Genomic DNA, 12,910 nt, shown 5'->3' on the forward strand with positions numbered 1-12,910 from the left:
GGAGAAATCCCGCTGCCCCTTTTTCTTTTTATACCCCACCCCCCAAAGGCCCCGGCCACAGACGCCAAAGCAAAGGCCCCAACCTAAAAGGATGGGGCCTCAAGTATGGTAACATGAAATGCTGGAAAACTCAGCTGTTGATGAACCGCGGGTTGATCAGGTTCTCCAGCGAGAAAATCTCCTCCCACTTTTCCTGTGTAATTCTTTTACGCTCTACAACAGTGATAACGTGAATAGACTTACCGGTGGCTAATGCCTCTTTTGCAATAGAAGCAGACTCCTCATAGCCAAGAATAGGGTTAAGCGCTGTTACTATTCCAACGCTGTTCATCACCATATTGGCACAGATCTCCTCATTGGCGGTAATTCCATTTACACACTTATTGGTGAGGGTGTAGCAGGCATTCTCCATATAAGTGAGAGAACTGAATAAACTGTAGGCAATTACCGGCTCCATCACGTTCAGTTGCAGTTGCCCAGCTTCAGCGGCCATAGTTACAGTAATATCAGTTCCTATTACATAATAAGCTGTCTGGTTCACAACCTCAGGTATAACAGGGTTTACCTTGCCCGGCATGATAGAAGAACCCGGCTGCATGCGCGGCAGGTTGATCTCGTTTATACCGGTTCTTGGTCCGGAAGATAACAGACGCAGGTCGTTACAGATCTTAGATACCTTTATAGCAATTCTTTTCAGCACTCCGGATACCTGCACGTAGGCACCTGTATCGCAAGTAGCCTCAATAAGGTCTTCAGCAAGTACAACGGGTATGCCTGTCAGGTTGCGAATGTGCTCTGTTACTATTTGCGGATATCCCTCAGGAGCGTTGATGGAGGTGCCAATTGCAGTAGCTCCCATGTTGATCTCACAGATAAGCATTTTGGCTTCGTTCAGGCGCTGGATATCCTCCTTAATGGTGGTAGAGAATCCATTAAATTCTGCTCCCAAAGTCATTGGCACGGCATCCTGCAACTGTGTGCGTCCCATCTTCAGTACCCCCTTAAATACTTCTCCCTTACGGGCAAAGGATTCCTGTAGTGCCTGCAGGCTTTCTATAAAACTTTCGATCTTACGATACAAGGCCAGCCGGAAGGCAGTAGGATAGGCGTCGTTAGTGGATTGCGAGAAGTTAACATGGTTGTTGGGGTGCACAATGTCGTAATCCCCCTTTTTATGGCCGAGTATTTCTAAAGCCAGGTTTGCCACCACCTCATTCACGTTCATATTAACAGACGTGCCGGCGCCGCCTTGTATCATATCAGTTACAAACTGATCCAGGTATTCACCGGCAATAAGTTTGTCGCAGGCTTTGCAAATAGCCTCCGCAATCTCTGGCTTGATCACGCCACAATCGCGGTTAGCCAAGGCTGCCGCTTTTTTCACGTAACCGAAAGCCTGGATGAAGAGTGGCTCCCTGGAAATAGGAAGGCCTGTGATATTGAAGTTATCTAAAGCACGGGTCGTCTGGATGCCATAGTAGGCGGAGTTGGGTATCTCCATTTCTCCCAGAAAGTCATGCTCCGTTCTGAACTCGCTCATGATGTAAGGTGATTGGTGAAATGATTTGATTTAGTCAGTTATCAGGTACATCTTTTTGTACAGGGGCGGGTAGAGTTATACCTAGCTCCTGCGCCGTAGACATAACGATGGCAGCAGCGTATTGTTTGGTGCATCGTAGCTCGCCGGTAAAGCAGTAATCGTTTATAACGCTCTGGGTAATAATAAGGCGTGCAGCATACTCTCCATACTTCTCAACTATCTGTTTCTGCACCCTTGTTAGCTCCTCCTTGCGCTGCTCCGTTTCCGGAGTGCGAAGTGGTCGCTGCCAGCGGCTTTCAGGGTAATCATGGCTGATGTTGTTTTCTTTGGCGGCAATTTTAGCGTCGCGGATAGCATCCTTCAGCAGATTCTCGTTTCTGGAGCGCTTAAGGCCTCCGTGTATGCCGCGTGTGTGGTTCAGCCACTCATGAATATCCGTGTTAGGGTTGTTGGCTAACTCCACAAGGGCATCGTTGGGGATAATATAAGGGGCAGGCTTGTTAAACAGCTTTCCCATCTGTTCACGAAAGGCAAACAGATCCCTCAGAATGTACTGCTGGTAGTAATTAAGCTTGTAGGCGTTGCGCAGTTTCAGGTGCGGGTTAGTGGGCTCGGAGTATGTGAGCGATTCGAGCAGCTGGTTTTCCTCCTCCAGCCAGTGCAGGCGACCCAGTTGCTCCACTTCAGTCAAAAGCTTGGCCTTAACGCGGTGCAGGTACATCACATCTATGGCTGCGTACTGCAGCTGTGCCTCTGTCAGGGGGCGCTTGTTCCAGTTGCTTGACTGCTGGGATTTGTCTATCTCGATGTTAAACTCCTCCTTGAGCACCGTCGCCAGCGAGGAGCGCTCATAGTTGAGCACCTTGGCCGCCACGTCCGTATCCATCACCCCTTTAATATGGCAGCCCATCTTGCTGAGCAGGAGGATATCATTGTTGGAGTGATGAATGATCTTGGTGACCGCAGGGTTAGCGAACAGGTCGAAGAGGGACTGCAGATCGGGGATGGCAAAAGGATCTATAATGTAGCAAACGCCGCTCTCATCGGCAATCTGCACCAGGCAAAGGTTAAAACCATACGTAAAGCGGTTCTGGTCAAACTCCAGGTCAAGGCCTAGTTCCTTGCTTTGATTCAGAAGTATGACCAACTCCTGCAACTGCTCCTGCCGCTCCACTAATTTTATCGTTACGCCATCATGTATCAGCGTTGTATTTTCCATTCCTAAATATAAAAATGTTTTAAGGCATATGCTGCTTTCCGGCGCCTTCTTTTTGCGTCCGGCCGTACCATCACCGGACATAAAAAAAGTCCCTGCCTAAACGGGCAGGGACTTTCTGAATGAAAGTTTGTGTCTGTTATTGTACAGGAGGCTGTTCTTCCTTAATCTCATCGGCAACACCATCATCCACGGTAGTGTCTTCTACCACAATCGTAGTGTCTTCATCCAGTTCCATATCCATATCTGTTTCTACCTCATCAGTGGTTTCCATAGTGTCTGACTCGGTAGTTGTATTATTATCGGTGCCGCAAGCCGTAAAAGCGAAGGCTGCAAAAGCGGCGAAGGCGAATTTCCAAATCTTTTTCATAATCTTGTATAAATTGATTTTGTACTTATTTATACGGTGGCCCCCAAGAAGTAACCCCATGGATAGAATAAAGTAGACTATTTTAAAGTGAAGAGGTGATTCTCAACAGTGAGCCGGCAGTATCTCGGTGCGAGTGAATAAAATGCAGAAGTAGCGATGAAAGACAGAGTATAACTTTACTTGTATAGAGTTTGATTTGATCTGAATCAATCGGCTATACTTTAAAAAAGGTGCTACATCAGAAGGGCAGTATCAGAAGTATGACAAGGCTACAGTACGCTGAATAGAGAAAGGCCTGCCACGCTAAGCGACAGGCCTCTCAACAGCAACTTTATACGTGGTTATACTTTATACTTTAGTTGGAGGGCGCTGCGCGGGATAAGGTCTCCTCTCGCTTGGCCCTGAACTCAGTGCCCTCTTTCCATTCCGGGAATTTCTCTGTGTTGGCAACCCTGTAGCCAACGCGCAGGAACAACTGCAGGTCTTCTACAGCGCCTTCCAGGTTCCAGTCATCGCGCACCTCGTCCGATAGCTTGTGGTAGTCGTTGGCGGTGTAGCGTTCTTTCCACTGCTTCACATAATCGGCTGGCTGGTTGCGGGCAACCACGCCCGAGCCGGCGTAGAGCGCCGGCACGCCCTGCTTGGCAAACTCGAAATGGTCGGAGCGATAGAAGGAGCCGGTCTCTGGCGTGGCCTCCGGTACGATGCGGCGGTTCTGCGATTTTGCCTCCTGCGCCAGCACATCCTCCAGCGTAGAGTTACCGTAGCCAACCACTACCACGTCCTCGGTAGGGCCATAGGCGTTCAGCACGTCCATGTTGATAACGGCCACGGTTTTCTCGAGTGGGTAGAGCGGGCTGCTGGCGTAGTATTTAGAACCCAGCAGGCCTTTCTCCTCGGCAGTAACCGCCAGGAAAAGTATGGAGCGCTTCGGCTTGGTCTCCATCTGGCTAAAGGCTCGTGCCAGTTCTATCAGGCCGGCGGTACCGGTGGCGTTATCCAAGGCGCCGTTGTAGATCTGGTCGCCCTGCAGGCTTGGGTCCTTGCCCAGGTGGTCCCAGTGCGCCGTATAGATCACATACTCGTCCTTCAGCTCCTCGTCAGAGCCCTCCAGCTTGGCAATCACGTTCTGCGACTGTACTTCGCGCAGCTCATTTTTGATGTTGAAGCTGGCCGTGGCCTTCAGCGGAACAGGCTTGAAATCCTTCTTTTTGGCGGCCTCCTTCAACTCATCGAAGTTACGGCCGAGGGCGGTGAACAGCTCGCGCGCCTTGGGCTCCGTGATCCAAGCCTCCACCTCAGAGCGGTTCATGTTTTTATCCGGGGTGATGATCTCGAACCCTTCGCGGCTGTGGCTACCAGAGATTACTTCATAAGGATAGCCGGCCGGGCCGGTTTCGTGGATGATAATAGCGGCAGCCGCGCCTTTCTCAGCGGCGATCTCATACTTGTAGGTCCAGCGGCCATAGTAGGTCATGGCTTTGCCACCAAATATGGTGCTGTCCAGCTGCTCGGGGTTCTGAGGGTCCGGCACCGGCGGGTCGCTAACCAGCATCACGATCGTTTTGCCTTTCACGTCCACGCCTTTATAATCGTCCCAGCCAAATTCGGGCGCCACCACGCCATAGCCTACAAACACCAGATCGGAGTTGTTTACTTCAACCCCCTCAACATAGCGGCGGGTAAGGGCCACGTAATCATCCGGAAAGCTGAGCGGTATGTTTTTGCCGTTGGCGGTGAGGGTAGCCTTTGGCGTTGGCGTGTAGCCGAACATCGGCACCTTTTGCACGAAGCTGCCGTCCGGGTTGCCCGGCTGCAGGCCCAGCTGCTTAAAGTGACGGGTGAGGTAGGCCACCGTGGAGTCTTCCCCAACAGAGCCAGGGGCGCGGCCCTCAAATTCGTCGGAGGCAAGGGTGGTAACGTGGGCCAGCAGGCTATCGGCCGAAATGCTTTGCAGGGCAGGCTGCAGGTTGGTGCTGTCGGCGGTGGCAGAGGAGGTCTCTCTTTCGGCCTCGCTTACCTGTCGGGAGTTCTCGTTGCAGCCCATGGCCAGCAGCCCGAGCAGGCCCAGCAGCGGAATGTGTTTCTTCATAGAGTAAAGTATCGCTTAGTGTCCCCTCAAGATAGTGAAAAATCCATACTTTATACGTATGTAGTTCTCAAGCTGCTACTTCCCAGCTCTCGGGCACGCCGCTGTGCAGTTCGCGGATAAGGGAAACTATACTTTGCTGGCCTTGTTTTAGCTGGCACTCCCACACCACCAGGCGCTGCCAGCCCGCCTCGCGGTACATGCGCCTATACTTTGCGTCGCGCTTCACGTTGGCCTCTAACTTGTGTTGCCAGAAGGCGGCGTTTGTTTTAGGAAGCGCAGGTTGGCAGTAGGGGCAGCGGTGCCAGAAGCAACCATGCACAAACACGGCCAGGCGGCGCGCAGGATCGCAGATGTCGGGCTTGCCGGGGGCTTTAGGCCAGTGCACGCGGTAGCCGCGCAGCCCCGCCTGCCACAGCGCCCTTCGCAGCTTAAGCTCAGGCTGCGTGTCTTTGGCTTTGTTGCCGCGCATGCAGCGGCTCACCTTTTCCTGCGCCGTCAGCGGGGGCTGCGGCCTTTTATACTTTCTCTTCTTCGGCAATGCTGTGTTATACTTCTAGCGCAAGTACAACACAAAGCAGCAAGGTATAGTTTATACTTGCCGTTGGCCTGTTTTGCCCGGCTGCAGGCGTTCTTCATAACTTGGAGAGGCGTACGCGAAGTATAAAAAAGTCCGTTCTCAGATGCGGTAGTAAATTCGGGACATGGAATTGTCGTAAGGGTCGTAGCCGGGGCGCTTTTTGCTGAACCGCTCGTCCGTGAGCCTGGTGTTTTGCATACGGCTCAGCAGGAAACACTGCCACCCCTGCTTTTGCCCGTTTTTGGCCGTGCGCCAGGCGAGCAGGCAGGACTCGTGTTGCTTATTTTGCCCCAGCAGGTGCGGCTCCACCACAAGGCTTTCGTTCTCATACTCGAAGCTAACCAAGAGCCTGGCCCCAATTGCTTTCGATAGTTCTTCCAGCAGATAGCTATACATAGTTTCCTATAGTTTAGGACCAATAATGTCTGCATTGCTGCTCCCTAGCAGCCTCACGTTTCTAGCTCATAAAACCGAACTACCTTCCCTCGTATAAAGGTGATCATACATTTGATGGTATAACAGGAAATAACATGGGCTAAAGTAACTATAGTTTTTACGTTTAAATATTTAAATATTCTTTGAGGATTATGGCTGCAGCAGGAGCCAAAGCCTATGTCTACGGAAAACATAACTCCCGGTAAGCTCCGGTTTTGCTTCCAGCTGCTCCTAAAGTGCCGGGACAGGCCTGCTGCATGAACTCTGGGGAGCCTTAGCGCCAGGATAATAGTATAGAATCCTCCCGTTGCTGCATCTTTCGAACATTACGCTCCTTTAGAGGTTTAGATGCATAAAATGCAACTGTTACAGGCGATATAGGGTAAGATAATAGTACATTTGTGCTTGATTATAAGTGATATTTGCTCATGCGAATATGAGTAATTTGAAATTTCAATAATACCTCTAACTTTGCCTCCATCACATGCAGTAGTTTATACTATGGATAAATATACCTACATCGCCAATGCGCATGGCGATTACATCGACGGGCTGTACAAAGCCTACCAGCAGGACCCGGAATCAGTAGATGCCGGGTGGCGTAAGTTTTTTGAAGGGTTCGAGTTTGCCACAACCTACGGCGAGAACGGCCACGAGGCTGCCGAAGGCGCAGCGGCTGCTCCTGCTAAAGAGGTAGTGGTAGCCGGCGAGTCTGAGAAAGAGGTTGCCGTGCGCAACCTGATCCACGCTTACCGCACGCGCGGCCACCTGCGCTCCAAAACCAACCCGGTGCGCGAGCGCAAAGACCGCAAGGCACGGCTGGACCTCTCCGACTTCGGTTTGACGGGGACCGACCTTGACACGGTGTTCAAGGTAGGGGAAATCATCGGTATCGGGCCGGCTACGCTGCGCGACATCGAGGCGGCCCTGAAAAAGATCTACGCCGGACCCATCGGCTTTGAATACATGTACATCCGCGACCCGGAGGTGCTGGAGTGGTTCAAAAAGAAAGTAGAGCAGGATTCCCTGAGTTTTAACCCGGGCATTGAGTATAAAAAACGCATTCTCTCCAAGCTGAACGAGGCGGTGGTGTTTGAGAACTTCCTGCACACGAAGTTCCTGGGCCAAAAGCGCTTCTCTTTGGAAGGCGGCGAGACAACCATCCCGGCCCTGGATGCCGCTATCGACAAGGCCTCTGAACTGGGCGTGGAGGAAGTGGTGATTGGCATGGCGCACCGTGGCCGCCTCAACGTGCTGGCCAATATCATGGGTAAAACCTACGAGCAGATCTTCTCCGAGTTTGAGGGCACGGCCGTGCCGGACCTGACCATGGGCGATGGTGACGTGAAGTACCACATGGGCTTCTCCTCAGAGGTGGTAACGCCATCCGGCAAAAAGGTTAACCTGAAGCTGGCCCCGAACCCCTCGCACCTGGAGGCGGTGAACCCGGTGGTAGAAGGCTTTGTGCGTGCCAAGATTGACTGCATGTATGACAAAGACATAGACAAGGTACTGCCAATACTGATACACGGCGACGCGGCCCTGGCGGGTCAGGGCATTGTGTACGAGGTAACGCAGATGGCTAACCTGGAGGGCTACAACACCGGCGGCACCATCCACTTTGTGATCAACAATCAGGTTGGTTTTACCACCGATTTCGAGGATGCCCGTTCCTCTATCTACTCTACGGATGTTGCCAAAGTAATTGACGCGCCGGTACTGCACGTGAACGGCGACGACCCGGAGGCAGTGGTGTTTGCGATGCGCATGGCCATGGAGTACCGCCAGCGCTACAACAACGACATCTTTATTGACATGGTGTGCTACCGCCGCCATGGCCACAACGAGTCGGATGAGCCGAAGTTCACGCAGCCACAGCTGTACAACATCATCTCGAAGCACCCGAACCCGCGCGAGGTATACAACAAAGAACTGATCAGCCATGGGGAGATTGACGCTGAACTGGCGAAAAGTATGGACAAGGAGTTCCGCAACCTGTTGCAGGACCGCCTGGACATGGTGAAGCAGAAGCCGTTGCCGTACAACTACCAGGTGCTGGAGAAGGAGTGGCAGTCGCTGCGCCGTTCCACGCCGGAAGATTTTAACCAGTCTCCTGAAACAGGCATTACCGCAGAAGCCATCGAGACAGTAGGGAAGGCCCTCACTACCCTGCCACAGGGCTTTAAGCCGCTGAAGCAGATCGAAAAGCTGCTAAAGGAACGCAAAGAAATGTTCTTTGAGACAAAGCAGCTGAACTGGGCCGCCGCCGAGTTGCTGGCTTACGGTTCGGTGTTGCTGGATGGCAGGATAGTTCGCTTCTCCGGTCAGGATGTGCAGCGGGGCACGTTCTCGCATCGCCATGCGGTGTTACACGACGCCGTAACAAGCGCCGCCTACAACAACCTGAACCACATGACGGAGAACCAGGGCTCGTTTGAGATCTATAACTCGTTGCTTTCAGAGTATGGCGTGCTGGGTTTTGAGTTTGGCTATGCCATGGCTAACCCGAATGCGCTCGTAATCTGGGAAGCCCAGTTCGGTGACTTTGCCAACGGCGCCCAAGTGATGATCGATCAGTTCATCTCTTCCACGGAGTCTAAGTGGCAGCGCATGAACGGACTGGTGATGCTGTTGCCGCACGGCTACGAAGGCCAGGGACCTGAGCACTCCAACGCGCGCCCCGAGCGCTTCCTGCAGCTGGCCGCTGAGAACAACATCTTCGTTACCAACATCACTACGCCTGCTAACCTGTTCCACTTCATGCGTCGCCAGCTGGCATTGCCATTCCGCAAGCCGGCCATCAACATGTCGCCAAAGTCGCTGCTGCGCCATCCGGCCGTGGTTTCTCCTGTGGAGGACTTTACAACGGGCGGCTTCAGAGAAGTGATCGGCGATACGTATGCATCGGCTAAAGCAGTGAAGAAAGTGTTGCTGTGCTCCGGCAAAGTATACTTTGATTTGCTGGAAGAGCAGCAGAAGAACAACCGCAAGGATGTAGCCATTATCCGTATGGAGCAGCTGGCGCCGTTCCCGAAAGTGCAGCTGGAGGCTGAGCTTGGCAAGTATAAAAACGCCAAAGTGTACTGGGTACAGGAAGAGCCGGAGAACATGGGCGCCTGGATGTACATCCTGCGCATCATGCGCAACGGCGTGGAGGACGTGGTGGCCCGTAAAGCCAGCGCCTCACCGGCAACCGGCTACCTGAAAGTGCACGCCAAGGAGCAACAGGAGCTGATCGCCCGCGCGTTCGCTATTTAATGTATAAGTAATGATGAGTAATGATTAATTGATCCGATATTAGTCATTACTCATCATTCGTTCGTAATTATTAAATCGTAATTCATAATTGATAAAATATGAGCTTAGAAGTTAAAGTGCCTGTCGTAGGTGAGTCGATCACTGAGGTAACGATAGCCCAGTGGCTGAAGAAAGACGGCGACCGTGTGGAGATGGATGAGGTGATCGCAGAGCTGGAATCTGACAAGGCCACATTCGAACTGCCAGCCGAAGCCGCAGGCATTTTACGCATTGTAGCGCAGGAAGGCGACACGATAAATGTCGGTGCTGTGATCTGCAGAATAGACCAGGATGGCGCTGCAACTCCAGCAGCCCCTGCTGCAAATCAAGAAGCCGCTCCGGCGCAGGCAACAGCCCCGGCACAAGCCGCTGCTCAGCCAGCAGCGGGCGCTACTGCCGGTGCCGGCGAGGCCGTGGAAATGAAAGTGCCAACCGTAGGCGAGTCTATCACAGAGGTTACCATTGCCAGCTGGCTGAAGAAAGATGGTGATCATGTGGAGATGGATGAGGTGATCGCGGAGCTGGAGTCTGACAAAGCAACGTTCGAACTGCCAGCCGAGGCCGCAGGTACATTGGAGATTGTGGCGCAGCAAGGTGACACCGTAGAGATAGGCGGGCTGCTTTGCAGGATCGTGCCGGGTGCCGGAAATGTTAAGGCCAACGCGCAGGCCGCAGCCAAGCAGGAAGAGGCAACGCAACAGGTGGCCGCCAAGGCTGATGCTCCCTCCGGCGCACAAACCTATGCTTCGGGCACGCCGTCTCCGGCTGCCGGGAAAATCCTGGCTGAGAAAGGTATAAACGCCGCTGATGTGCAGGGCTCCGGCCGTGATGGCCGCATCACGAAGGAGGACGCGATGGGCGCACAGAAAACCGCTGCCAAACCAGCCGCTGCCGCTGCTCCTAAGCAGGAGGCTGCCGCTGAGGCTCCTGCCGCCACTGGCGAGAGAAACCAGCGCCGCGAGAAAATGAGCTCGCTGCGCAAAACAGTTGCCCGCCGCCTGGTAACGGTTAAAAACGAAACGGCCATGCTCACCACCTTCAATGAGGTAGACATGAAGCCGATCATGGACATCCGCGCCAAGTATAAAGACAAGTTCAAGGAGGTGCACGAAGTAGGCCTGGGTTTCATGTCGTTCTTCACGAAGGCTTGTACCGTTGCCCTGAAGGAGTGGCCTTCGGTAAATGCGCAGATCGATGGCAACGACATGATCTTTAATGACTTCGTAGATGTTTCGATCGCTGTTTCCTCACCGAAAGGCCTGGTGGTGCCGGTTATCCGCAACGCAGAAAGCCTGACGCTGGATGGCATCGAGAAAGAAGTAGTGCGCCTAGCCAAGAAGGCTCGCGACGGGAAACTTTCTATCGAGGAGATGACAGGTGGTACCTTCACGATCACCAACGGTGGTGTGTTCGGATCCATGATGTCTACGCCGATCATCAACGCGCCGCAGTCAGCTATACTGGGCATGCACAACATCATACAGCGCCCGGTTGCCATCAATGGCCAGGTGGAGATCCGCCCGATGATGTACCTGGCGCTTTCTTACGACCACCGCAGCATCGATGGCCGCGAGTCGGTAAGCTTCCTGGTACGCGTGAAGGAGCTCTTAGAAGATCCGATGAGATTACTTCTCGGGGTATAATTTATTGAGATAGGGAAGGAGGGGTAAGCGCATAAGTTTGCTCCTCCTTTTTTACTGTCCCCTTGAGGGGACCATAGAGGTGTTTGCCTGCAGATGTAAATCATCCCCCTACCCCCTTCAAAGGGGGACTTTTCTGAAAGTGTAATTTGAAGTATACTTTCGGAAGTTACATCTGCGAGTGTCCCCCTTTGAAGGGGGTAGGGGGATGACAATCGTTCCTCTTATTTCCAAAGTAGCTGTAGACTATACAGACAATTAAGTATAAAAAACGAGAGTATAACTCTCCTCAAAGTATAAAACACATGAAATACGATGTAACCGTAATCGGTTCTGGTCCTGGGGGCTATGTGGCAGCGATCCGTTGTGCGCAGCTGGGCCTGAAAACCGCGATCATAGAAAAGTATAATGTGCTGGGTGGTACCTGTCTGAATGTGGGCTGTATCCCTTCCAAGGCGCTGCTCGATTCATCAGAGCACTACCACAATGCCGCGCATACGTTCAAAACGCATGGTATCGAGCTGAACGACCTGCAAGTGAACATCGAGCAGATGATCAAGCGCAAGGCGGAGGTGGTGAAGTCGAACAACGACGGCATTGCGTACCTGATGAAGAAGCACAAGATCGATACCTACTACGGCCTGGGCTCGTTCGTGAACAAGAACACGATCAAAATATCAGACGCAGAAGGTAAAGAGCAGCAGATCGAAACAGACAAGACCATCATCGCGACAGGCTCTAAGCCGGTGGCGTTACCCTTCCTGCCCATCGACAAGCAGCGTATCATCACCTCAACAGAGGCCTTAACACTGACCGAGGTTCCTAAGAATCTGATCGTGATCGGTGGCGGTGTGATCGGCCTGGAGCTCGGTTCGGTGTACGCGCGCCTGGGTGCCAAAGTGCAGGTAGTGGAGTACGTGGATGCTATTATCCCGACGATGGACCGTGCATTGGGCAAAGAGCTGCAGCGCGTGCTCAAGAAAACACTTGGCTTCGAGTTCTTCTTTAACCACAAAGTAACCGGCGCTACCAACGAGGGCGATATGGTAAAAGTAACGGCTGAGAACCCAAAAGGCGAAACGGTAACCTTCGAAGGCGATTACGTGCTGGTTTCGGTGGGCCGTAAGGCGTACACGGAAGGCTTGGGTCTGGAGAGCGCCGGCGTACAAGTGGGCGAGCGCGGTATGATTGCCGTAAACGACCACCTGGAAACCAATGTGCCGGGCATCTACGCCATTGGCGACGTGGTGCGTGGTGCGATGCTGGCCCACAAAGCCGAGGAAGAAGGCGTGCTGGTAGCAGAGCAGATCGTTGGTCAGAAGCCGCACATCAACTACAACCTGATACCGGGCGTGGTATATACCTGGCCGGAAGTAGCGGGCGTAGGCTTTACTGAAGAGCAACTGAAAGAGCAGGGCCGTGCTTTCAAGTCCGGTTCGTTCCCGTTCAAAGCGTCTGGTCGTGCCAAGGCCTCAATGGATACGGATGGCTTTGTGAAGGTGCTGGCTGATAAGGATACGGATGAGATCCTGGGCGTGCACATGATCGGGCCACGCGCTGCCGATATGATCGCGGAGGCAGTGGTAGCGATGGAGTTCCGTGCCTCGGCAGAAGATATTGCCCGCATGAGCCACGCACACCCAACCTATACCGAAGCCATGAAGGAAGCCTGCCTGGCAGCTACCGACAACCGTGCGCTGCACATCTAAGCAAGTATAGAAGTATAAAGTATAAAAGCGTCAC

At 53.0% G+C, this 12,910-nt stretch carries 9 protein-coding genes; 3 read left to right on the top strand and 6 right to left on the bottom strand.

Annotation, left to right across the window (positions count from 1 at the left end; genetic code table 11):
* Window positions 1–130 precede the first annotated feature (130 nt).
* The 6 genes from aspA to A3841_RS15360 all read right to left on the bottom strand — a co-directional run bounded on the left by aspA (window position 131) and on the right by A3841_RS15360 (window position 6,191).
* Entirely contained in the window at window positions 131–1,540 is a 1,410-nt protein-coding gene (gene aspA / locus A3841_RS15335; protein WP_073853487.1) for an aspartate ammonia-lyase, read from the bottom strand.
* A 34-nt stretch (window positions 1,541–1,574) separates the two neighbouring features.
* Window positions 1,575–2,759 (bottom strand): ribonuclease D, encoded by a 1,185-nt coding sequence (locus tag A3841_RS15340; protein ID WP_073854211.1) that lies wholly within the window; start codon window positions 2,757–2,759, stop codon window positions 1,575–1,577.
* Window positions 2,760–2,895: 136 nt separating this feature from the next.
* Complete coding sequence (locus tag A3841_RS15345; protein ID WP_073854213.1) at window positions 2,896–3,126, bottom strand: hypothetical protein; 231 nt, start codon at window positions 3,124–3,126, stop codon at window positions 2,896–2,898.
* Window positions 3,127–3,481: 355 nt separating this feature from the next.
* Window positions 3,482–5,218: a M28 family metallopeptidase gene (locus A3841_RS15350; RefSeq protein WP_073853489.1), complete on the bottom strand. Its 1,737-nt coding sequence runs from the start codon at window positions 5,216–5,218 to the stop codon at window positions 3,482–3,484.
* Between the two features lie 67 nt (window positions 5,219–5,285).
* A complete protein-coding gene (locus A3841_RS15355; protein WP_073853491.1) occupies window positions 5,286–5,756 on the bottom strand; it encodes a very short patch repair endonuclease in 471 nt (156 codons plus the stop codon).
* A gap of 138 nt (window positions 5,757–5,894) precedes the next feature.
* Window positions 5,895–6,191, bottom strand: a complete 297-nt coding sequence (locus tag A3841_RS15360) for a WYL domain-containing protein (protein ID WP_073853493.1) — start codon at window positions 6,189–6,191, stop codon at window positions 5,895–5,897.
* A 540-nt stretch (window positions 6,192–6,731) separates the two neighbouring features.
* Here A3841_RS15360 and A3841_RS15365 point away from each other — a divergent pair.
* From A3841_RS15365 to lpdA, 3 genes are all read left to right on the top strand, one after another.
* The gene (locus A3841_RS15365) at window positions 6,732–9,488 is read left to right on the top strand and encodes a 2-oxoglutarate dehydrogenase E1 component (protein WP_073853495.1); all 2,757 of its coding nucleotides are present in this window, start codon (window positions 6,732–6,734) and stop codon (window positions 9,486–9,488) included.
* Between the two features lie 98 nt (window positions 9,489–9,586).
* Window positions 9,587–11,170 (top strand): 2-oxoglutarate dehydrogenase complex dihydrolipoyllysine-residue succinyltransferase, encoded by a 1,584-nt coding sequence (gene odhB, locus A3841_RS15370; protein WP_073853497.1) that lies wholly within the window; start codon window positions 9,587–9,589, stop codon window positions 11,168–11,170.
* Window positions 11,171–11,472: 302 nt separating this feature from the next.
* Window positions 11,473–12,876: a dihydrolipoyl dehydrogenase gene (gene lpdA, locus A3841_RS15375; protein ID WP_073853499.1), complete on the top strand. Its 1,404-nt coding sequence runs from the start codon at window positions 11,473–11,475 to the stop codon at window positions 12,874–12,876.
* Window positions 12,877–12,910 lie beyond the last annotated feature (34 nt).

The sequence above is a fragment of the Pontibacter flavimaris genome (genome assembly GCF_001907195.1).
GTDB classification, from domain to species: Bacteria; Bacteroidota; Bacteroidia; order Cytophagales; family Hymenobacteraceae; genus Pontibacter; species Pontibacter flavimaris.

Excerpts from the sequence above, each read along its gene's own strand:
- aspA (WP_073853487.1), bottom strand. The coding sequence starts at position 1,540 with ATGAGCGAGTTCAGAACGGAGCATGACTTTCTGGGAGAAATGGAGATA.
- A3841_RS15340 (WP_073854211.1), bottom strand. The coding sequence starts at position 2,759 with ATGGAAAATACAACGCTGATACATGATGGCGTAACGATAAAATTAGTG.
- A3841_RS15345 (WP_073854213.1), bottom strand. The coding sequence starts at position 3,126 with ATGAAAAAGATTTGGAAATTCGCCTTCGCCGCTTTTGCAGCCTTCGCT.
- A3841_RS15350 (WP_073853489.1), bottom strand. The coding sequence starts at position 5,218 with ATGAAGAAACACATTCCGCTGCTGGGCCTGCTCGGGCTGCTGGCCATG.
- A3841_RS15360 (WP_073853493.1), bottom strand. The coding sequence starts at position 6,191 with ATGTATAGCTATCTGCTGGAAGAACTATCGAAAGCAATTGGGGCCAGG.
- A3841_RS15365 (WP_073853495.1), top strand. The coding sequence starts at position 6,732 with ATGGATAAATATACCTACATCGCCAATGCGCATGGCGATTACATCGAC.
- odhB (WP_073853497.1), top strand. The coding sequence starts at position 9,587 with ATGAGCTTAGAAGTTAAAGTGCCTGTCGTAGGTGAGTCGATCACTGAG.
- lpdA (WP_073853499.1), top strand. The coding sequence starts at position 11,473 with ATGAAATACGATGTAACCGTAATCGGTTCTGGTCCTGGGGGCTATGTG.